The sequence below is a fragment of the Gammaproteobacteria bacterium (ex Lamellibrachia satsuma) genome (assembly GCA_019623805.1).
Taxonomy (GTDB): Bacteria; Pseudomonadota; Gammaproteobacteria; order Chromatiales; family Chromatiaceae; genus QGON01.
In genome coordinates this window covers 4,075,272-4,097,023 of the sequence record CP053680.1, presented here as the reverse complement: position 1 = coordinate 4,097,023, position 21,752 = coordinate 4,075,272, and the positions used below count along the sequence as shown (strand labels likewise).

15 protein-coding genes and 1 pseudogene are annotated in these 21,752 nt (G+C 54.1%); 4 read left to right on the top strand and 12 right to left on the bottom strand.

What is annotated here, in order from left to right:
• Window position 1: 1 nt before the first annotated feature.
• Entirely contained in the window at window positions 2-3,190 is a 3,189-nt protein-coding gene (gene recC / locus HPY30_17610; protein ID QYZ67641.1) for an exodeoxyribonuclease V subunit gamma, read from the bottom strand.
• Window positions 3,191-3,408: 218 nt separating this feature from the next.
• Entirely contained in the window at window positions 3,409-4,275 is an 867-nt protein-coding gene (locus tag HPY30_17605) for an HDOD domain-containing protein (protein ID QYZ67640.1), read from the bottom strand.
• Window positions 4,276-4,729: 454 nt separating this feature from the next.
• Between HPY30_17605 and HPY30_17600 the strand changes: the two genes are divergently transcribed.
• Genes HPY30_17600 through HPY30_17590 form a run of 3 tightly spaced genes read left to right on the top strand, consistent with a single transcriptional unit; the run spans window position 4,730 to window position 8,485 of the window.
• A complete protein-coding gene (locus HPY30_17600; GenBank protein ID QYZ68115.1) occupies window positions 4,730-7,141 on the top strand; it encodes a DUF1631 domain-containing protein in 2,412 nt (803 codons plus the stop codon).
• Window positions 7,134-7,478, top strand: coding sequence for a PilZ domain-containing protein (locus HPY30_17595; GenBank protein ID QYZ67639.1), 345 nt, complete (start codon window positions 7,134-7,136; stop codon window positions 7,476-7,478). Before HPY30_17600 ends, HPY30_17595 begins: the two co-directional genes overlap by 8 nt.
• Complete coding sequence (locus tag HPY30_17590; GenBank protein ID QYZ68114.1) at window positions 7,460-8,485, top strand: glycosyltransferase; 1,026 nt, start codon at window positions 7,460-7,462, stop codon at window positions 8,483-8,485. Before HPY30_17595 ends, HPY30_17590 begins: the two co-directional genes overlap by 19 nt.
• A 68-nt stretch (window positions 8,486-8,553) precedes the next feature.
• On the opposite strand, the gene HPY30_17585 is transcribed toward HPY30_17590, so the two are convergent.
• The 5 genes and pseudogenes from HPY30_17585 to hrpA all read right to left on the bottom strand — a co-directional run bounded on the left by HPY30_17585 (window position 8,554) and on the right by hrpA (window position 15,373).
• Window positions 8,554-9,159 (bottom strand): lytic transglycosylase domain-containing protein, encoded by a 606-nt coding sequence (locus HPY30_17585; protein QYZ67638.1) that lies wholly within the window; start codon window positions 9,157-9,159, stop codon window positions 8,554-8,556.
• A 183-nt stretch (window positions 9,160-9,342) separates the two neighbouring features.
• Window positions 9,343-9,831: a YchJ family protein gene (locus tag HPY30_17580; GenBank protein ID QYZ67637.1), complete on the bottom strand. Its 489-nt coding sequence runs from the start codon at window positions 9,829-9,831 to the stop codon at window positions 9,343-9,345.
• 117 nt (window positions 9,832-9,948) lie between these two features.
• A complete protein-coding gene (locus tag HPY30_17575) occupies window positions 9,949-11,694 on the bottom strand; it encodes a DUF3418 domain-containing protein (protein ID QYZ67636.1) in 1,746 nt (581 codons plus the stop codon).
• 91 nt (window positions 11,695-11,785) lie between these two features.
• The gene (locus tag HPY30_17570) at window positions 11,786-13,138 is read right to left on the bottom strand and encodes an IS1182 family transposase (protein ID QYZ67635.1); all 1,353 of its coding nucleotides are present in this window, start codon (window positions 13,136-13,138) and stop codon (window positions 11,786-11,788) included.
• A gap of 78 nt (window positions 13,139-13,216) precedes the next feature.
• A pseudogene (gene hrpA, locus HPY30_17565) lies at window positions 13,217-15,373 on the bottom strand (ATP-dependent RNA helicase HrpA).
• 212 nt (window positions 15,374-15,585) lie between these two features.
• Between hrpA and HPY30_17560 the strand changes: the two are divergent.
• Entirely contained in the window at window positions 15,586-16,239 is a 654-nt protein-coding gene (locus HPY30_17560; GenBank protein ID QYZ67634.1) for a thiopurine S-methyltransferase, read from the top strand.
• A 112-nt stretch (window positions 16,240-16,351) separates the two neighbouring features.
• Here the strand turns inward: HPY30_17560 and HPY30_17555 are convergent, their stop codons facing one another.
• The 5 genes from HPY30_17555 to HPY30_17535 all read right to left on the bottom strand — a co-directional run bounded on the left by HPY30_17555 (window position 16,352) and on the right by HPY30_17535 (window position 21,624).
• On the bottom strand, window positions 16,352-18,073 hold the full coding sequence (locus tag HPY30_17555; protein ID QYZ67633.1) for a nickel-dependent hydrogenase large subunit: 1,722 nt from the start codon (window positions 18,071-18,073) through the stop codon (window positions 16,352-16,354).
• 63 nt (window positions 18,074-18,136) lie between these two features.
• A complete protein-coding gene (locus HPY30_17550; protein ID QYZ67632.1) occupies window positions 18,137-19,405 on the bottom strand; it encodes a (Fe-S)-binding protein in 1,269 nt (422 codons plus the stop codon).
• Window positions 19,402-20,064 carry a hypothetical protein gene (locus tag HPY30_17545; GenBank protein QYZ67631.1) on the bottom strand — a complete coding sequence of 221 codons (663 nt, stop codon included), beginning with the start codon at window positions 20,062-20,064 and terminating at the stop codon, window positions 19,402-19,404. Before HPY30_17545 ends, HPY30_17550 begins: the two co-directional genes overlap by 4 nt.
• On the bottom strand, window positions 20,061-21,164 hold the full coding sequence (locus HPY30_17540; protein ID QYZ67630.1) for a hydrogenase small subunit: 1,104 nt from the start codon (window positions 21,162-21,164) through the stop codon (window positions 20,061-20,063). The genes HPY30_17545 and HPY30_17540 overlap by 4 nt, the downstream gene beginning before the upstream one ends.
• Complete coding sequence (locus HPY30_17535; protein ID QYZ67629.1) at window positions 21,157-21,624, bottom strand: hydrogenase expression/formation protein; 468 nt, start codon at window positions 21,622-21,624, stop codon at window positions 21,157-21,159. The genes HPY30_17540 and HPY30_17535 overlap by 8 nt, the downstream gene beginning before the upstream one ends.
• Window positions 21,625-21,752 lie beyond the last annotated feature (128 nt).

The window sequence follows — 21,752 nt, the reverse complement described above, 5'->3', positions numbered from 1 at the left end:
TTCACTCCACCAGCTCCATGTGTTCCATGAGGGGCAAAAAGACGGAGAGGCTGATCTCATGGAATGCCTCATCCAGCATCTCTTCGCCAGGCATCAGCAGTCTGTGGTGGGGTTTGCTCCCGTGTGCCGGAGGGTCATTGAACCAACGCCTTCGAGCCTGGTAGAGGGCCGTCGGCCGATCTTCCGTCGCCCGCCACTTCTCAGCATAGGGCCAGGAGGTGCCTGCGTAAAAATGCAATGGCGTCAGCATACCCTGCCGGTAGAGCGCCACCAGTTGCTGCAGATAGGCTTCAGGGTCGTCCGGTACAATAAACCTCCCCTCCTCATCCGGTGACAGCCAGATTGCCTCCCACGCCACCCCTTCAGGCCTGATAAGATTCAACGTCAGAAATCGAATCCAGAGATCCAGTCTTTGATGGGGATATATCTTGCCTGCGCTGTATTCGAGCAGGCCTGTACTGCGCAATCCGTTCAGCCGACCGCTCAGCCGCAGACCGTCCAGTATCAGATCGACATCCAGGGGCGGCATCTCTTCACCAAAAGCACCCGCATTCAACCGTTCCACCATTAACTGAGCGGATCCGCAGAGCTGTTGATAGTGACGTCGTCCGGGTTTTCCGTGTGGCAACTCACCCCGGAGATCGAGCAGTTGATAGAAGGATTCCGCTGACTCTCCAGAGAGTAGCCGTTCCACCAGTTCGCGCTCAACGGCTTCGGCGGTAAATTTTTCCATCTCGAAGGTTTCACGTGCATCAGGGATATCCCGGGCGGTTTCCAACCTGAGATTGAGTCGCTGGGCCGCAAATGCCCGCGCAGGACCGGCACTGTAAAAACGCCTCAGCAGATGCAGATCCACTGAATCTGTTATCGGTTCCATTTTGGGCAGCGGCGCGGCCACCAGTGGCTGGCGCTGTTTTTCTCCACGTCCAACCAACTGGGCTGCCTCTTGCATTCTCGATGAATAGCTAAAGAGATGTCCCTCAAGTTGGAAATAGTTGGGGCTGAAGGGCTGAAGCGGATGCGTAAAGGACATCCTATCCAAACCGGACTCACCTACTTGAGACGCCATATAGTCCCGCAATTCTTCCACCAACACCGAAGGCGGCAGTGCACTGTTGTCTTTGAGACTGCGGCCGACATAGCTGATATAGAGCCGTTCACGGGCAGAGATCAGTGTCTCCAGAAACAGATAACGATCATCGGCCCGTCGCGAGCGGTCGCCAAAACGAAACTGCTTCGTCATCAGGTCAAAATCCAGGGTTGGGGGTTCACTGGGAAAGGCGCCGTCGTTCATCCCGATCAGGCAGATCACCTTGAAGGGCAGGCTGCGCATGGGGGTGAATGCGCAGAAATTGACACCACCACCAAGAAAGCCCCGGCTTGAACCGTGACTGAAGAGCAGTTCAAGTTGCTGACAAATCAGGGAGAGAGAGGCCTGGCCTTGAAAGCCGGCCTCATCCGCCTCTTCACCCAATCGCACAAGGGTGTCCCGAACAAGTTGCAGCGGCTGCTCCGCGCTCTCATCGGCGGCAAAAAAACGCTCTAGAATCCGCTGCAGGCGGTCACACCATATGGCAACCGAGACCATACCGGATAGCCTGTCCTCCAACTCAAACAAGGATCGGCAGAAGCCCAACAATCCACTCAACCAAACAGATTCCGAACCTTCAGCACTCTCCGGGAGTGGAATGCCCTGCCACAAGGCTTCATCGTTTGGCGACATGGCGTAACCCAGCACCAGCTGCTCCAGCCCGAAGCGCCAGGTATTCCGTGGGTCGGAAGGTAAATCAAAATCCGATTTACTCTCAGCGTCCCGTCCCCAGCGAATTGCCGCCTGTTCAATCCATTCGACGATGCGTTCCAGACCCGCCTCATCGAGGCCGAACCGCTGCTGAATCGCCGGAAATTCCAGTAACCTGAGAACCTCATCGACCCCATAGCGGCTGGCAGGGACCGAAAGCAGATCAAGGAATGCCGTGACATAGGGATTTTCCAGCCCTTGGGTCCGGTCGCTGATGCGGTATGGGATGGCAGGACAATCCCCCGGCTCGGAGAAACGGGCGTCGATAAGCGGCGCATAGGTATCGATATCGGGCGTCATCACCAGAATATCAGCAGGAGTCAGATCCGGCATCTCCTCGAACATTGCCAACAGCTGATCATAGAGAACTTCAATCTCCCGCATGGGACTGTGGCAGCGGTGAAATGCAACAGAATGATCTCGTTCAGTTTCGATGGGCTCAGGCTGTTCGAGATGCAGAATCTCACGCTGTAACCCCATCAGGCAGCCATCCCCTTCTGCAGCATCGAACCACTCCTCGGAACCCGGGTCGAAATCATTGATCGCGGAGAAAAAATCTCTGCCCTGTCGCCCCAGAGAGGCAAGCAGGGGATTACCGACCTCCAGGTAGAGGTCTTCGATATCGGATGACATCAACTCCCGTTTCACCTTCTCCCCCTCGGGCATGATTTCAAGCCAATGGGCCTCACAGGGATTCAGCAGGAAAAGATGGATATCTATCCAACGGGAGAGCTGCCTGATAATCTCAAGATAGCCCGGAGAGAGCGTTGGCACCCCAAAGAGAAAGAGCCGCGCAGGTAGGCCGCGGGGAGGATTAGCGGCATCGCCCGACATGGCCTGGAACAGGGACTCCTGCAGATGCACCCAATGAACAGCATCGTCCACGGTCAACCGGCGCCAGATTTCCGCTTGCCACTCATCCCCTGCAACAGCAGACTCACCCTTATCCCATTTCCGGATCCAGTCGGGACGATAGACCAGATAGCGGTCGAACAGACCTGCCAGTCTGTCAGCCAATTGGAAGCGACGCTTCTCACTCTCCTTCCTCAGATAATGGCTAACTGGCGCAAACACCGGTTCTTGGCCAATCTCATCGAGCAGTTGGAATATTCGCCATCTGAGCAGGGAGGGTTCAAACCGGTTGAATTCACTGACATCGGGAAGAAAGGCGCGAAACACCTCCCAGACGAAAGAGGCAGGCATGGGAAAGCGGATATTGGCACAGATTCCCAGTTTTTCCGCAATTTCAAGGGAGAGCCACCGTGCCATGCCGGGATGCTGCACAACCAGCACCTCCTCCTCCAGAGGAGAGATCACCGGTTCAGCCAGCAGCGTATTCAGCCGCAGGGACAGAATCTCGAGTCGATTGGATTGATAGAGTCTCAACATGAGGCCCTATTCTACCCTCTCTTAGGCTCAAATCATGAGCCTGTGGCAATCACTTTTAATTCATGCTGGTAGGGTGCGCTGTGCGCACCATGATTGCTGTAACTGCTTATTCTGGTGCGCACGGCACACCCTACATTTGTCACTTCTGCGATGATTCCATAGACAGGTAAATCGCGGCGGGGCGCCGTTCCTACGAGATAGAGAACATGGGCATAGAATCAGCGCCTTTGCTCTGCAGGCACATTGGGTGCAAGCACGACATCCAATACTTCGGCCACCCGGGCCGGAACGTCTTCCATCACCGATACAACCTTGTCGCTATCCAGACCAGTGGCCTGCCAGACCTCGGGCCGCACCTGATCAAGAATTTCATCCAACGGCTCACCGCTCATTTCACCCTGTGAAAGCAAGCCCGCGATGTACACCAGGGAAGCCTCAAGCCGGTAATCACCCGCGTTCAACGGTTCATGGTGAGTACCAGCGACGGTAATCAGACTTTCCGGCAATTTCCAGGTTTTCAGCAATGCTGCACCGGCGTCCATGTGGGTAAAACCGAAAACATCCGCCTCAGTGTCGGCAAGAATGGCATCGTCTCCCCCGGTAATCAGCAACACATCCCGCGACTGCTCCGGCAGGCGCAGGTAGATAACCAACCTGCCGATATCATGCAGCACACCCATCACGAACAGGCGTTCACCATGCAAGACATTGCATTGGGTTGAGAGCGCCTTGGCTATGATCCCTGTCGTCACTGAGTAGCGCCAGAATTCTGTCATATCGACCAAATCGGCAGGGATACCGGTAAAAATCTCAGCCGCCGAAGTAACCAGAACCAGGTCGCGCAGACCCTTCGTACCAATGACCGTGACGGATCTGGAGATGGTCTCCACCGGAGCCCGCATACCGTAGAAAGCACTGTTGACCAAACTCAGGAGGCGTGCGGAAAGATCGGTATCCTGAGAGATCACCTCCCCGATATCTTTTGATGAATAGAGCGGAGAATCAGCCATCATATTGACCTTGATACAGACATCCGGCAACGAAACCAGATGTTCTATCCCTTTGACCAGTTCCTCGGCATTCATTTAAATCACCTTGCAGTTAACACTATTTCACAATTTTATCGGCCAGCCTGGCGGTTTCTTGAAAATCAGGGTTGGCCAGCCCAAGAAATGAATTCAGCTGTATACAGTTAAATCATCAGAATGATATTCCCCAGATTTCCCCTCTGCCTTTCGTTCCTTCTGTTACCCAAGGCCCGTTAACACTACTCGGATACAGTGTTAGCAGACCTTAGCCAATTGGCCCTCCGCCAACTAATCGCTGCTCATGAGAAAACCTGTCTAACTTTCTGTTCATAAATCAGTTTCGTCTGTGCTAACCTTAGCGGGAAAGACTGCCAATGATGCTCCGGTATTCCCGCAGGAATATAATGACGATTGGGGAGAGTGTGCGGGTTAAACCATGTTTTATGGCTTGATGCCCGCAGCTACCGGCTCAAGTCAGATTTAGTCAATCGCATTGAAGGATCAAGTGATGGTGCCATCACCGGAATCACGAAAAAGTAAATATCAGACCCAGTTTCAACCGCTCATGAGCCGCTGCAAGGACATGGTGCTGGTCTATGTCAGCGCCCTGCTGACCGAGTTGTTTGCCAACACGGACAAGGCGTTGATGAGTTTCGCCCAAAAAGCGGAGAACGATCTGATGCAGAATCGCTTTTTTGAAGCGATCAGTCTGATTCGGAACCGCCACGGCCTGGTGGAACATGAGTTCAGAGAGCAACTCAGCGCAGGTTTTGATAATTTCTGGGCAAGGAAGCCGGATAGTGATCCCTTCTCCACTCTAGGCAGCGATATCGAACTCGAACTGGTCGATGACGACTCCATGGATCAAACCACGGCCATCGAAAACATGGTCAGTAAAGCGACCATCGGCCATCGCTCTCAACTCTACGCACTGAGCCAGCGTCTTGCAGTTATCAACGGTGGCGAGGCGATAGAAAAAAACAGAACCCCTGCCTGCCCGCAGCATCTTGTCGACGCTTTCGCCAGTGCTATCGACAGTCTGAGTCTCGAATCCAACATCAAGCTTATTGTTCTCGCGCTTTTCAACAAGTACGTTTTGAAGCAGCTAGGCTCTCTGTATGAGGATTTCAACAACAACCTCAAGGATGCCGGTGTACTGCCCCACCTTAGACCTACTATCCGAAATCCGCAGGCAGCTGGCCAACACGGTGGCAAAACGGACAAGAGTGCCCAGCAAACCGAGGATCAAAACGCCGCAACCTCAGAACAGGACCTCGGGGAAGAGCTCTTCGACTCAATCATCGGCCTTCTCGCATCCCGGCGTGGCAGTTCACCCCAAAGACACTCCGCAGCTCCGCAGGGGAGTGAGAGTGGGTCAGCTGGTAGAGCGAGTGGCGCCAGCGGGCACTCCGGCGGCGGGCAGCTGCCCACTACCGCGAACCTTGTCTCCGCACTTAATGATATTCAGCCAGCCACAAGATCAGATTACCTGCCCGATGCTTCGACAGAAGCCCCGTTCATTCCGAACATTGAACTCGATGAACAGTTCCTTACCCGTATCAAGCAGACACTGATCGAGGAGCGAAACAAACTCTACAGTCAGATTGACACTGATCAGTTGGATACAGTGGATGAAGACACCATTGATCTTGTCGGAATGCTGTTTGAATACATGCTGAACGATCCGGTTCTTCCCGCAGTCGCCAAGGCACTGATCAGTCACCTGCACACACCCTATCTGAAAGTGGCTATTATCGACCGTCATCTGCTCACCGACAGCAATCACGATGCTCGCCAGCTACTCGACTGCATGGTTGAAGCAGGCAGCCACTGGATCGATGAGCACAATCTCAAGCGTGGTATCTATCCGGACATGCAGGCGGTAGTCGATCGCGTACTCAAAGAGTTTTCTGACGACATAAAACTCTTTTCCGATCTACTGACCAACTTCAAGGCGAGAATGGATGATTTTCGCCGGAAAACCGAAGTTCTGGAAAAACGGGCTCAGGACTCAGCCAAGGGGCGAGAAAAGCTCAACGATGCAAGGCAGAGGGCAGGCCAGGAGATGAAAGCCCGAACCTTCGGTTCCTCCCTGCCTCAGGTGGCGAAGGACTTTCTGATTCAAACCTGGACGGACAAGTTGATCTTCATCCTGCTGCGCCACCCCGATGGTGAGATGAGTGAAGACTGGAAGGACGCACTACATGTCGCAGATGAGCTGGCTTGGGTCTTTGAAGACAAAAAAACCCAGGATGAGCAGAGGGAACTTGAGAAGACTCTGCCCTACCTGCGCAACACGATTGAAGAAGGACTTGAGTCTCTGGGCGGTTACCATCAGGAGAAGAGTCGTGCACTTTTCGAACTCCTGGCCAATGCAGAAAGCGCCATGTCTGCCGGCTCATCTGCGATCAGTGAGCCCAAGAGTGTCAGCACCCCAAAAGCGCCTGAACCAAAACCTTTTCAAACCACTCAACCAGAGCCTCCTATACCTGTTCCGGAACCCCCTGAGTCCGAAGACCAGATCCCTGACGATCTCCTGAAGATGATGGACAAGTTACGTAAAACCGAGTTCGGCACCTGGTTTGATCTCAGCGTCGGTCCCAATGATGTCAGGCGAGTGAAACTTTCATGGCTCAGCCCGTTGACATCCTCATGCATGTTCGTGGACAGGGCCGGAGTGCAAACCGCTGTAAAACCCCTGCGCAAACTGGCACAAGAGATCATGGACGGAAAATCGAAGATCCTCGAAGAGAGCAACGACCCATTTGTCGAACGCACACTGCACGCCATTCGCAGAATGCTGCAACGCTCTCTCAAGGCAACAGAAGAGATTGCTGAGAATATCACTAACGATAACGAGACGGGAGAAGACGCTTGGTCAAAGGTTCCCGGCAGTACCTATAGGAATCCAGCCGATGGTTGAGCACCGTATTCTGCCACGCAAGATAGCCAATGAAGTCCTTGAAGTATTGGACCAAATAACGGCAACCTACATGGGGCAGGTGGTAAATATCACCGTTGAAGGTTTCATGCTACTCAGTGCCAACCCCATCAAGACGGGATCCATTTACCAATTGGATATGCGGCTCCCGTATCTGGTGAAGGGTCATAGCAAGATTTCGTTTGGTGCTGAAGCACTCTGGTGCAGCGAAGCCGCACAACCCGATACCTATTGGACCGGCTTTCGTATCATCGACATCTCGGATGAAGTGACCACTGTCATAGATACCATGATTGTGGACTGGGCAAGCATCTCCTGATCAAGCTGGAGATTATCCTCCCGTTCCGTGATGCGGCGACCACACTTGATGCCTGTCTGACTTCCATCAGGCAGCAGTCCTTTCAGGACTTTCGACTGCTCGCCATCAACGATCACAGTCATGATGACTCCTGCAGCGTGGTGCAGCAACATGCCAATTGCGATAAGCGGATACGCCTGCTGCACAATCCCCACCCAGGTCTGGTCAACGCACTGAATTTCGGCCTGATGCAGGCCACTTCTCCACTGATTGCACGCATGGATGCTGACGACCTGATGGATCAACAACGCCTGCAGTTACAGGTGGATTATCTGCAGCAAAACAAAATCATTACCCTTGTGGGATGCCAGGTCAGACTGTTCCCGAAAACTTTGATCCAGGCAGGTTACCGTGAATATGTGCGTTGGCAAAACCAGTGCCTGGATCCTGATGAGATTGCTGCGGATATCTACATCGAATCCCCCTTTGCCCACCCCAGTGTTATGTTCCGGCGCAAAGCCATCATTGAAGCGGGCGGCTATCGTGAAGGGATGTTTCCCGAGGATTACGATCTCTGGTTCAGGTTGTACCTTGCCGGTTACCGGATGGCCAAGCTGCCAGAGGTCCTGCTCGACTGGCGGGAGAGTGAAAACCGCACCTCCCGGCAGGATCCACGTTGCAGCAGGGAGGCGTTTGATCGGTTGCGTGCCCACTACCTCGCCCGGGATCCACTACTGCTGGCCCGACGCGATGAACTGGTGATCTGGGGTGCCGGGCGCAAAACCCGTAAACGCTGTCAACAGCTGTTGAAGCAGGGTTTCCAGGTAAAGGCCTGGATCGATATCGACCCACGTAAGATTGGAAACCGTTTGCAGGGTATCCCGGTCGTCTCACCCGAGTGGCTTCTACAGGAGAGCAAACCCTTTGTTCTCGTCTATGTCACCAACCACGGCGCGCGGGATCTCATTCGGCAGGAACTTGAGGATATGGGGTACCGGCGGGGAGTGGATTATCTCATGGTTGGATAAAGAATTACTGAATAACCCAGTTACTGTCATCTCTCCCTACAGTCGAGATGACAGTTTTCTCTATTCAATCAGTTGGTCGATCCCTGCAGATGGGTGCGATAGTACCCCATCACCTTTTTCACATACTGCTGTGTTTCGGGATAGGGGGGGATTTGATTATCAAACTTCTTCACCGCACCCTCACCGGCATTATATGCCGCCAAGGCCAGTTTCAAATCGAAACCGAACTGCTGCAGAAGATCTTTCAGATACCGCGCACCACCCTCCAGGTTCTGCCGGGGGTTGAAAGAGTCGTTGACGCCGTAACGTCTGGCGGTATTCGGCATCAACTGCATCAACCCCTGAGCGCCCACCTTTGAAACCGCACGGGGATTGTAGGCCGATTCCGCCCGCACCACCGAGTGGAGTAACCCCGGGTGCAGACGCATGTTTTTGGCAGTTGCGTCGATCAGCGGTGACAGTTTTAATTTGTTCTGCTTGAATGTTGCAACAGAGTAATCACCGTAGGCGCTGGCTGCTGGGGCCGATTTCCATAAGAGGCGATAGTTACCCGCCATGGGGTGATCGGTGAAATGGATGTGTCCATCCGCTGCTCGATATTTGAAGATCTGCGCCATCAGAGGAGATGAGGAAGCCAACAGGCAGAAGATCAGTAATGATCTGCCTGCCGTCATGGAGCATTTTATCCTGCTTCCGACCTGTTTCATCTCGATATAACCTGCTCATTCATTGCGAAAACCCGATGTCTGTCTGATAACAGCAAAAGCCCTTGAATAACCAGATTTTCGGCACATTATCGCTATTCTTGAGGAAAACAGATAGTAATTCCAGGGAGAGAAATCACAAAACAGACGGATTCACCGCCCACAACACTTCTTGTGCTTCTTACCACTACCGCAGGGGCATGGGTCATTTCGGCCAACTTTTGGTGTATCCCGAACCTCAGTCTTAGGCAGTACGAGTTCGCCATCGACAAAATACCAGAGACCGTCGGATTTGCTGAAATGACTCAGTTCATGATGTTTGCGCAGCAGATCCCGCTCTTTGTAGGAGGCGATGAACTCAACCGTACCCTCTTCGTCATCTGTCCCACCACCTTTCACCTCGACAATTTCCAGGTCGAGCCACTGTGAACTCAATGCCCAGCGCCGGGTTGCCGCTACATCGTGATCTTTTCGATGATCGGGATGGAGTGACTCATGCAGGAATTCCGGTTGCTGAGTGGCAAATGCACTGTAGCGGGCACGCATCAGCGCCTCTGCGGTCCCAGCTGTCTGGCTGGCCTCCAGAATCGGTTGGCAGCAGGTTTCAAAATCCCGGCCGGAGCCGCAATAGCACTGAGTCATGAGCAGTTGTTCCTGTGAATTCGATATGCGCGGAAAGATAGCACGGCGTCCCCATGCAACCCAATAGTTGTCTGAAGCAAATGATACTGGGTTTGCTGTGCTTGATCCGGTCTATACTTATAATCCCAAGTCCTTCCAGCGCTTTTCAATTCGTTTCAGGGAGATGGGATAAGCGGTTCCCAACTCCTGAGCGAACAGGGAGACCCGCAACTCCTCAAAGTGCCAGCGCATCTCTTCGATCCGCTCATCGCTGCGCCCGTTTTTCCTGCACTGTTCATCCCACTGCTGCCACTGCCGATAGGCCTTTGCCATCTCCCGGATCTGCTGTTGATCACGGGCTGCAGTACTTTGCAGTTTTTCCAGACGCTTTTCCAGCGCCTGCAGATAACGGGGAAAACGGCCAAGCTGTTCCGGCGGCGTCACTGCCAGAAATCCCTTGAAAACCAGGCGATCGAGTTGTTGTTGCATATCGGCAGCGGATGCCATCCAGTTGATCTGCGTAGTGCCGGAGAGTTTTTTTCTGACCTTCTGATACTCTTCGATGATTTTTCCAACCTCCTGGCAAGCGTCGTTGGCCACCGTCATCATCGCATTGCGACAGCGCTCTATTCGGTCGAGAAAAATCTCCTTGTCCCGTATCTCGGGCAATCCGTCCAGAAAGGTACGGTCGAGGATATAGGTAACCAATTCATCCTCCAGATCCCTCTGCTTCTCGACGGGCAGCCCCTCCGGCGCCTTTGGTACTTTGGCATATTGCAGGCGCATGCGCGCCAGGTTGGGCAGATTTTTGCGCAGATACCGGATCTCCTTTGCCAACTTGAGTTTAATCAAGCGCCGCACCCCCGCCTTGTGGCTCTGATAGGCAGAGGCTTCCGAATCGAGCAGACGAATGGCAACACTGTCGCCCTCGTCCACCAACGCAGGGAACCCTTTCAGGGTGATACCGCCGCGTTTTACGGAGAGACTAGGCTGCAGGGGTCCGAAATCCCAATCGGTCAGCCCTTTCTGTTCGAGATCGGATGAGGCAAGTTGCTGGAACCCTCTATGGCTTGTCCGATGTGCTTTGTGCAATACATCAAGATTCCGGCCTGTTCCAATCTGTTTCCCCGTTTCGTCGACGACCTTGATCTGCATACGCAGATGCTCAGGCAACTCGACATCGGACCAGGCATCCTCCGGCACATGGACGCCGGTAAGCTGCTTCAGCCGCTCACCGAGCACCTGGATCAAAGGCCTGTCGGAGGGCTCAATCCCCTGTAGACAGGCATCGGCAAAGTCGGGGACCGGCACGAAGGACTTGCGCAGGGATTTTGGCAGCCCCCGAATCAACGCAATGACCCGCTCCCGCAGCAATCCCGGCACCAGCCACTGACATCTGGCCTCGGTAACCTGACCCAGGACATCTTTCGGCACCACCAGTGAAATCCCATCCTGCTGCTGCCCGGGATCAAAAGAATACTCCAGGGGAAGCGCCATGCCATTGATATCCAGATGGTTAGGGAACTGATCATCCGGAACGATAGAGGCCTCCTTCCTGATCAGGTCGGCCTCGCTGAGATAGAGTAGTTTCGATTCCTGCTTGGATTGCTTTTTCAGCCACTTCTCGAATGCCGGCGTAGTGCAGATCCCCTCGGGGATGCGTTGGTCGTAGAAACCGTAGATGCGTTCCTCGTCCACCAGGATGTCGCGCCGCCGTGATTTTGCCTCCAGGTCATGCACCGCTGCGATCATCTCCTGGTTGTGCCGCCAGAAAGGGGCTCGTGTCTGAAAATCCCCCTCCACCAGTGCGGAGCGGATGAATATCTCCCGCGCTAGGAGTCTGTCGGGTTTGATCCATTGAGCCAGGGATATTTTCCGGCCCACCGTGTTTTTCCCATAATCGCTGCCTCTGTAGGAATATAAGCCCTATGTAGGGCAGTGAATTATGAAAGACTGACCTATCCTTGTCGATATCTCAGCCTGCCAGCGCATGCATCCGCTTCAGGTTCCATGCCGTACATACCAGATTCCATTCACCTTGCGCTGAATCACTCCCTCGAAGGTGAAATTGCCGAAATCCCATTACTTCTTTGATAATGCCGAAGACGGTCTCAACTGTCGATTTCCGTGTGGCATACACGGCCTTGCCTTCCGGTGTACTGAGTCGATGCCTCATTCGGGTTAACATATCGGCATCTTCCGGGCAGGGCGGCACCTGTTTCAGCCGCTCTTCCAGCGGCAGGTTGTGCTGTTCGCGGCTATCGGAGAGGTAGGGGGTGATCTCCTGTGCTTCACAACGATTGACATTCTCTTCACTGAAGTAACCCGTATCCGCCAACAGACCTTGTGGTTTTCCCAGCTGCTCTTCTGCTGCCTTCAGTTGTGCAAGTGCAGGTTCTATTTCCTGTTTGTCATTGGGTTGCTGGGTAATATGGTTCTCCACGATCAGGTGGGTACCGGTATCAACTGCCGCTTGGGCGTTATAGGCCTGAACAAACCCTTCCGATGAGGGCATGATGCGTGACTCCTCATCCGTGAAATTGACTTGGTCTTTTTCCTGTGGACCTTCTTCTGGCGGCTTTGGCACTCTACCTCTGGCCTTCTTCCCTGTCTTTTCCTCTCGTTCCTTACGCCGCTTCACCTTCTCTTCGTATTCCGCCCGTTCTTTTTCAAAGCGCTCACGCGCTCTTCGTTCGATCTCTTTCTTAGCCTTGGCTATCGCAGCAAGCCGGTCCTCACGACGTTTGAGTTCCTCTGGAATATCCAGTTCCGGCTCTTCTTCTGCATCGGCCTGTTCGGCCTTTTTCAGCAACAGCTCGACTTCACGATGAAGCTGCTCTTCAAGCTTGTTGGCATACCCCCAACTCATCGCCTTGTGTTTGCTGGCATTGGCCTTGACCTTTGTCCCATCCAAACTCACATTGCCTATCTTCAAAAGACTCATCGCCTTGGCTATCACTAATATCTGGACAAAGAATCCCTTCAACTCCTTGAGAAAGCGTTTGCGAAAGGTGGCGATGGTGTCATGGTCTGGATGGCTGTCTGCCGTAATGAACCGGAAGGCCACGGAGTCGTAGGTGGCTTGCTCCAACTTTCGGCTGGAGAATACGCCGGTTGCGTAACCGTAGAACAGCAGTGAAAGCAAAATGGCTGGATGGTAGGGCGCTTTTCCTCCGCCACCGTATTGAGATTCCAGCTCTTTCAGATCCAGCTGTTCTACGATGTCCACGATAAATCGCGCCAAATGGTTCTCTGGTAGCCAGTCCTGTAATGAGGGCGGCAACAGATAGGGGGTGTCTCGATTAATCGTGCGGAATTTATCTGACATACTGACTTCGGTTCGTTATTCTTTGGCTTACAGTATTTTATCAAATGGGACTGGTTAAATCCGACAGACTCCTAGCTTTGGATCGATGGGAGTGAAGTTGATCCTGCGCCGGGGTACCAGCGTAAGTCCGTAGAGCGTAACCTTCTCGTAACCCGCAACCTGCCCCCGCCGCTTCTCCCAATGGGGCTCAGAATAGTTGTGCTTGAGCAGATGTCCGGCACAGGCCTCGATCCACTCCGGCTGAATGGCTGCATTGGTACGGGCATAGAGCTTGGTGGTCTCCACCAGCTCTGCCGCCATCACCCACTTGGGCGGCTTCTTGAACAGCCCGGAGCCGGGAAAGATAAAAAAACGGCTATTGCGCGCACCCAGATAGTCCCGTTCCTTCGACTTGAATCCAATATGGCTCAGCAGGCCGCTGAGCATGGCGCGATGCACCTGCTCATAACCTACCTCTTCCGTGTTCTCTTTGAAACCCATGCCGTGCATCTGCAGACGCAGTTGTGTGTGAATATCGTGCCACTCCTGCACCCGTGTCCAGGAGAGAAATCGTGTGCGGCAATATTTTCTGAACTTGTTGCGGGTCAGATGCTTGCGCTGGATCTCCAGATCCTCCCAGAGCAGAAAATAACCGAGAAAATCGGACTCGGCGTGGCGGAACAGGACATGCGCCTCGTCCGCCTGCTGCTGCTTGTCTAGCGGACGGTCCCGGGGGTCCTGCACGCTGAGGGCGGCTGCGATTACCATCACCTCCCGCAGGCAGTGGCTGTGTGCCGCTGCAAGCAGCATACGCCCGATACGCGGATCGACAGGCAACCGGGCAAGTTGCCGGCCAAGCTTTGTCACCCGCTGATCGCCACCGATTGCGCCGATCTCCTCCAACACCCGATAACCGTCCTTGATGAGGCGACTGTCGGGAGGATCAACAAAGGGGAAATTATCGATCTCCCCAAAACCCAACAACTTCATCTGCAGGATGACCGAAGCAAGATTGGTGCGTTGGATCTCCGGCTCGGTGAAGAGTGTGCGGGACTCAAAATCCTCTTCCGAATAGAGCCTGATACAGACGCCTTTGGCGACACGACCACAACGCCCCATACGCTGGTTTGCGGAGGCCTGTGAGATACGTTCAACCGGAAGGCGCTGCACCTTGCTCTTGTGGCTGTATCGGCTGATACGCGCAAAACCGGCGTCGATGACATAGCGGATACCGGGCACAGTGAGTGAGGTCTCGGCCACATTGGTGGCCAACACGATGCGCCGCCCTCTATGGGGCTTGAAAATCTGTCCCTGCTCAGCCGGACTCAGCCGGGCGTAGAGAGGCAGTACCTCGGTCAGATCGAGTCTATGTTTGCGCAGATTCTCAGCGGTCTCCCGAATCTCCCGCTCGCCGCTGAGGAATACAAGGATATCTCCCCGGTCTATGCGGGAGAGCTCATCCACCGCATCCATAATAGCGGCCTGCATCGGATCATCCCGTTCACTGCTCCCCTCCTCCTCTGGTGGCTTATAGTGAGCCTCAACCGGAAAAGTACGGCCGGAGACCTCAATCACCGGCGCATCGTTGAAATGTTTGGAAAAACGGTCGGGATCGATGGTAGCCGATGTGATGATCAGCTTCAGATCCGGGCGCTTGGGCAACAGGTTCTGCAAATAACCGAGCAGGAAATCGATATTGAGACTGCGTTCATGGGCCTCATCGATGATCAGGGTGTCATATTGATTCAGGAAAGGGTCCTGCTGTATCTCTGCCAGCAGGATGCCGTCGGTCATCAACTTGACATGGGTGTTGGGTCCCACCCGGTCGCTGAAACGAACCTTGTAACCGACAGAGGTGCCGGTTTCCACCCCAAGTTCCGAAGCGATGCGGGATGAGAGGGTCCGGGCCGCAATGCGGCGTGGCTGAGTATGGCCTATATACCCCCCCACTCCACGACCCAGACTGAGGCAGATCTTGGGCAGCTGGGTCGATTTGCCGGAGCCGGTCTCACCACAAAGCACGACAACCTGATTCTCGGTGATCAGTGTTTGTATATCTTCAAGGCGCGCGGTAATGGGCAGTTCCGGGGGAAAGGTTGCCTCTGGCAGGCTCTCCTGTCGTCGCTGCAGCCGCTCCTGAGAGGCCAGGATATCCCGACTCAGCTTGAACAACCCCTGATCATAGGGTTCCCCTGACTTGCGCCGCCGCTGCAGTCCCCGCAGACGCCGAACAAAAAAATGCTGATCAGCCTGCATACAGGTTTTGAGATCCGATTGTGACGGAAATGGCTGAGAGGTACTGTTATCGACCAATGTGGCTGCTGCTCATCTGACTGAAGATTGGGAGGCGCTATTTTGTCACTCCCGAGCCAAACGGGGAATCCTCTCTTCACTAATATTTAGTCAGTATGCTGGCCACGATGTTTTTGGATAATATATCGCCACTACCCTTACACTAGAGGCACACAATGGAACCCGACTTCTGGATTGAACGCTGGCGGCAGAATCAGATCGGCTTCCACCAACATGAGATCAATACCCACCTTCAGACATTCTGGGACAATCTGAAGTTGGAAAGCCAAAGCCGGATCTTTGTTCCCCTATGCGGAAAAAGCCGCGACCTGCTCTGGCTCCGCGCCCAGGGACATGAGGTACTCGGTATCGAGATCAGTCCCATTGCTGTACAGGATTTCTTCCAGGAAAACAATCTGACGCCCCAAATCACCCAAACCGGTGTTTTTACTGAGTACTCGACTGACGGACTCACCCTTCTGCTCGGTGACTTTTTTGACCTGAGACGAGATGACCTGAAGAGCATAGGAGGGATTTACGACCGGGCGTCACTGGTCGCTCTGCCGCCTGAAATGCGGGCGCGATATGCCCGGCATCTCATTGAGATCAAACCTTCTGCCGCAACAACGCTGCTGGTTACCATGGAGTACGATCAGGCCGAGATGCAGGGACCACCTTTTGCTGTCCATGAAGATGAGGTGCGATTGCTCTATCAGGCAGACTATCGGATAGAAACCCTCTTCAGTCAGCAGATTCTGGATGAAAATCCGCAGTTCCGTAGTAAGGGGCTGAGCCAGCTCGCCGAGAAGGTATTTCAACTGCATCGATAACCATTAACTCAAGTTACGAAGCATATTCTGGTGCGCAGATTGCACCCTACCAGATGATTTAAACACCGCCCTTCATCTGTTCAGGATGGCTTGAACTCCGAAACTTGAGCCATTATGTCACCTTCACTTCGATCTTTTCCCCCGTTTCAGGATCAGACAGGTGGACAGCGCAGGCGATGCAGGGATCGAAACTGTGAATGGTTCTTAAGATCTCCACCGGCTGCTTGGGATCTACCAACTGGTGGTTATCCTGCAACGCAGCTTCATAGGCACCAGGCACCCCCTGTGCATCTCGTGGGCCGGCATTCCAGGTACTGGGCACGACCGCCTGGTAGTTGGAAATCTTACCGTTTTCAATCACCACCCAGTGACCGAGTGCGCCGCGCGGCGCCTCCATAAACCCCACCCCTTGACATTGGCTTTGCCAAGTGGAAGGTTCCCACATTGCTTCGTTGAAGGTTTTGGTATCCCCTGCCTTGATATTGCCAATCAGCTGATCCTGCCAGCCCTGCATGGCATCAGCTATGACCTTGGTCTCCAAAGTTCGGGCAGCTGTTCTGCCAAGGGTGGAGAAGAGCGCCCTGACCGGCAGATCCAGGGTCTTGAGGGTCATGTTGACCAGTTCCCTGGTCTGCTCGTGGCCTTTGGCATAGAGCATCAGAACCCGTGACAAAGGCCCAACCTCCATCGGCATGCCTTTCCAGCGTGGAGATTTGAGCCAGGAGTAGGACTCTTCCACATTCAAGTGTTTATAGGGCGGTTTTGGGCCTGTGTAGTTGAGGTTGGTCTCGCCATCGTAGGGATGAAGAGGCACATCCTTGCCACCGTCATAGTCATACCAGGAGTGCGAAACGAACTCCTGAATTTCGTCAGGGTTGTTCATATCCACTGGATGAACAGTGGAGAGATCACGATTCAGGATCACACCGGCGGGCAGAAAGTAGTTGTCCGGATCATCCATCGTTGTGCCTGGCAGGTCGCCAAAACAGAGGAAGTTACCTACGCCCTCGCCTCTCTCTCCCCAATCCTTATAAAAACCGGCTATTGCAAGTGTATCCGGCACATAGACCTGATCCACGAACGTCTGCATCTGCGTGATGACATTCTGCACCTGTGCCAATTTCTTTGCATTGATAGCGGAGTCGGAGTTGAGATCAATCGGGGAGGCCGTCCCGCCCACCAGGAAATTCGGATGCGGATTCTTGCCGCCGAAGATAGCGTGCAGCTTCACTACATCACGCTGCCAGCTCAAGGCCTCCAGGTAGTGGGAAACTGCCATCAGGTTGGCTTCTGGCGGTAGCTTGTAGGCGGAGTGCCCCCAGTAGGCCTTGGCAAAAATGCCAAGCTGCCCGGCTTCGACAAAACCTTTCAGCTTCTTCTTCATGTCGGAAAAGTAACCGGGCGAGGACTTGGGCCACTTGCTGATCGATTGGGCCAGTGCGGATGTGGCCACAGGGTCGGCGGAGAGCGCAGACACCACATCCACCCAATCCAGCGCGTGCAAATGATAGAAGTGCATCACATGATCATGGATGTACTGCGCGCCGATCATCAAATTGCGGATCAATTGCGCATTAGGCGGGATCGGATAGTTCAGAGCATTCTCCACTGCCCTTACTGATGCGATACCATGAACCAGGGTACAGACACCGCAGATTCGCTGTGTATATGCCCAAGCATCACGCGGGTCCCGGCCCTGCAGGATAAGTTCGATACCGCGCACCATGGTGCCGGAGGAGTAGGCGCTGGCGATCTGATCCCCCGCCATCTCTGCTTCGATCCTGAGGTGCCCTTCGATTCGTGTGATCGGATCTACGACGATACGTTCGCTCATTTTTTCTCGTCTCCTGAAGGGGTTTCTGCCACCCCACAAGTCCGGTCAAACCGAACCTACACTCTATTCGTTATCTTCTACCAGATGTTCCGCCAACATCTCGGTCAGTCCGACCACCGGAAGCTCCACCCGGTACTCTTCAAGGCCATCTTCCAGCATCAAGCGGCAATTGGCACAAGCCGTTACCAACTTGTCCACATTCAGCTCATCCAGCTGGCTCTTTTTCCTCGCGAACACCTTGAGCCGCAGTTCATCTGCCCGCTCGTTGGCACTGACACCGCCTCCACCGCCGCAACACCAGTTCATCTCACGGTGGTCACTCATCTCCACGAAGTTCGACGCAACCTGCTTAAGCAGGTTGCGCGGGGGTTCCAACACCCCACCCTTGCGCACGATCTGGCAGGGATCATGGAAAGTCAGCCGCGCCTCATCCAGACCCTGGGTCTTCAGTCTTCCTGTTACCCGCAACTCATCCAACAGTTCGAGGATATGCACCACCTTGAAGGGGTAGCGCCGGCCGATCAGATTCGGCCCTTCCCAGCGGATGGCGGTATAGGCGTGACCACACTCGGGACTGATGACATATTTGACCTTCAATTTCTCAGCGCCTTTCACCACCCGTTCGACCAGTTCTGCAGCGATATCGCTACTGCCGATCTGGATACCCGCATTGGTCGCTTCAAAAGCCTCTGAGCAGAGCGTCCAGCTGACCCCTGCCTGTTTGAAGATCCTGGCCAACGCCTCGATGTACTCAGGGAAGTTCATGATCTCCATCGAAGAGAGCAGCGCCAGATAGTCAGCACCCTCCACATCGACCGGGACCTCCAGTCCGGTATCCGCCTCGATATGCCTGATCTGTGCCTGCACCGCGTGAAATTTCACCCCCATCGGACTGCCGACCTTGATGGCACGGGCACTAGCGCCTTTCATGCCTTCGGGCGCATTACCCGAGGCGACAAAACCTTCCCGCTCCTTGCGGATCATATAGGCGATATCGTTGCCCACCGGGCAGACCATGGAACAGCGTCCACAGAGAGAGCAGGCGTCATAGACCAACGGCTCCCACTCCTGCAACAGTTCATCAGTTACCGGCTGCGACAGGCCAAGCGCCTTCTTGACCCGCCCCCAAAGAGTAAACTCCTGCTCCCAGATGCGGCGCAGGGGTTCAAGCTTGTTGATGGGGGTGTAACGGGGATCACCGGTTTCCGTGTAGAAGAGACAGGCCTCCGCACAGAGTCCACAGTTGACGCAACTGGAAAAGAAAGCCGCCACCGGCGCATCGATCTCTTCACGCAATGCATTGAGTCCACGTTCCAGGCTTGCCTTACTCATGACTGCACCCCCCGGCGTCCGGCCATTGCACCGTTATACCAACGGGCCAAAGGAAATGTGAAGGTGTGCATCAGTTTGGTAAAGGGGAATATAACCATCAAAAACTCAATGCTCAGGATGTGTATCCCAAGCACAAGTGGATAGGGGACCAGCACGCGGTGATAGGCCAGATAGCCCGTCACTATCGGAAGAAATGCGGCCAACCACACCAGATAATCTTCCGGTCCACTTAGAAATCGCTTCACCGGATGAGTGATGCGATCAATCAGCATCGCAACCAGCGTCGCCATGGTCACTACCGCCACGGCATCCACGATATGGTTGGAGAGTCCCGGCCACTTGATGCCCAGAACGCTGTGCAGCAACTCGATATGTGGAACGAAAAACAGCAGGCAGATCAGAAACCCGATATGCCAGATGTAACCACCGATAACTGTAAATGGGGACTGTTTGAAGCTGCCCGTTTCCGGCAGTGTCCGGGTCACGATAGTGCGCAAGCCGGGGCCAAACTCCTCACCCTTTGGCTCCGCAAGATCCTGCTTCCGCCCAAGCAACACTATCTCCAGCAGACGGACGACAATACCTATGACGAACACCGCCAGGGCGATATCAAAGGCAGGTCCCTTCACCCACAACAGAAAGTCGATCGGGCTGCTCATGATGTTTTTTCCAGATCATCCACAGTGACGGTTTCATGCCTGGATACTGCATCCGCCTTGGCATTGCGATTAAGCATACCGGCTGCCGCACCGACGGCCACACCGGCCACCGCACCAAGCCCAATGTTGCGGGCAATATCTCCGTCGGGAATAGAGATGGCGTTATAGAAACCGCCACCATCCCAGAAATCGGGTTCGGAACAGCCCAGGCAGCCATGGCCTGACTCGACCGGCCAACTCGTACCCTGATTCCACTTGGTGGTGGCACAGGCGTTGTAGGTCATCGGGCCCTTGCATCCCATTCGGTAGAGGCACCACCCCTTGCGTGCGCCTTCGTCATCAAAGGTCTCTGCAAACAGGCCCTTATCGTAAAACGGACGGCGATAGCAGCGATCATGAATGCTTTGGCCATAGAATACCTTCGGCCGACCCAGATCATCCAGCTCAGGCAGACCGCCAAAAGTCAGGAAGTGGGCCAACACGCCAGTGATCACCGTTGGAATTGGCGGACAGCCGGAGACATTGACCACCGGTTTGTCTTTGATGATCTCCGAGACCGACACTGCTCCGGTAGGATTGGGGCTGGCATGGGGCAGACCACCAAAGGCCGCACAACTACCCACTGCTATGACTGCTGCGGCACCCGCCACAGTCTCCTTCAGCATATCGAGGTTGCTGATACCGGCAATCGTTGAAAAACCAGGGTCTTTTAGCGGAATCGACCCGTCGACCACTACTATATATTTGCCATGATTTTCATGCATTGCCGCTTCACGCGCAGCCTCTGCCCCCTCTCCGGCAGCCGCCTGCAGAGTGTGGTGATAATCGAGGGAGATGTGGTTGAAGATGAGATTTTCTATGGTGGGTGCATGGGCTCGGGTGAGGGATTCGGTACAGCCTGTACACTCCTGAAAGGAGAGCCAGATTACAGAGGGACGCCTGGCCTTTTCCAGCGCCTCCGCAATAGCCGGCACCATGGCAGGAGGCAGTGCCATCATCGAGGCAGTCGCGGTACAGAATTTCAGAAACCCCCGTCGAGACACACCCTGCTGCCGCAGGCTTTCGCCGAGAGTTTTGGTTTCTGTTTTTGAGTCAGCCATCACGTCTTCTCCCGTTCATAGGATTGCTCAGCGACGCGACCCCATCTGGAGTACGCAAACGATTTTCGAGCCGTGAAATAGAGTCTGTGAGATCTGCAACCTGAGTAAGAAGGATCTCAGGCACCCGGGTGATCTCGATTTGCAAGGCAATGCGCTCGCCTTCGGTATTTCTGTGGTCGACGATCCAGACACCGGCATATGCGGTTTCGTATATTTCGCTGGCGCCCAGCGTTTCCAGCTTGACCGCCACCTCCCCACGGCCCAGTACGTCGAGCAACAGCTCTTCATCACCGGGGCCAAAGGGGATCGATCTCAGATCGATGGTTGTGGATTCTTCAGTTTCGCCAAGACGGCGCAGGGCATGAAGTATTTCATGCAGGACAGGAACAGCATTGCCATGTTGAGCAAGCCGATCAGCTGGCCCTTCTACACGTATATCGATGTCCTGCAATCTTTGCATATAAAACACCGCTCATTTCATCTATTAGTAGATTATCTCCAACCGATAGAATCGGTACTGACCCAGATCACTTAGAGGTCGAAATTCGGTGATTTTATTGAATAATATTGGTGCAGTGTTCCTTGCTA

Coding starts and splice junctions, on each gene's coding strand:
- HPY30_17540 (QYZ67630.1), bottom strand. CDS start 21,164: ATGGCTGACTCAAAAACAGAAACCAAAACTCTCGGCGAAAGCCTGCGG.
- HPY30_17605 (QYZ67640.1), bottom strand. CDS start 4,275: ATGAATGCCGAGGAACTGGTCAAAGGGATAGAACATCTGGTTTCGTTG.
- HPY30_17550 (QYZ67632.1), bottom strand. CDS start 19,405: ATGAGTAAGGCAAGCCTGGAACGTGGACTCAATGCATTGCGTGAAGAG.
- HPY30_17595 (QYZ67639.1), top strand. CDS start 7,134: ATGGTTGAGCACCGTATTCTGCCACGCAAGATAGCCAATGAAGTCCTT.
- HPY30_17580 (QYZ67637.1), bottom strand. CDS start 9,831: ATGACTCAGTGCTATTGCGGCTCCGGCCGGGATTTTGAAACCTGCTGC.
- HPY30_17585 (QYZ67638.1), bottom strand. CDS start 9,159: ATGACGGCAGGCAGATCATTACTGATCTTCTGCCTGTTGGCTTCCTCA.
- HPY30_17535 (QYZ67629.1), bottom strand. CDS start 21,624: ATGCAAAGATTGCAGGACATCGATATACGTGTAGAAGGGCCAGCTGAT.
- HPY30_17570 (QYZ67635.1), bottom strand. CDS start 13,138: ATGTCAGATAAATTCCGCACGATTAATCGAGACACCCCCTATCTGTTG.
- HPY30_17555 (QYZ67633.1), bottom strand. CDS start 18,073: ATGAGCGAACGTATCGTCGTAGATCCGATCACACGAATCGAAGGGCAC.
- recC (QYZ67641.1), bottom strand. CDS start 3,190: ATGTTGAGACTCTATCAATCCAATCGACTCGAGATTCTGTCCCTGCGG.
- HPY30_17545 (QYZ67631.1), bottom strand. CDS start 20,064: ATGAGCAGCCCGATCGACTTTCTGTTGTGGGTGAAGGGACCTGCCTTT.
- HPY30_17560 (QYZ67634.1), top strand. CDS start 15,586: ATGGAACCCGACTTCTGGATTGAACGCTGGCGGCAGAATCAGATCGGC.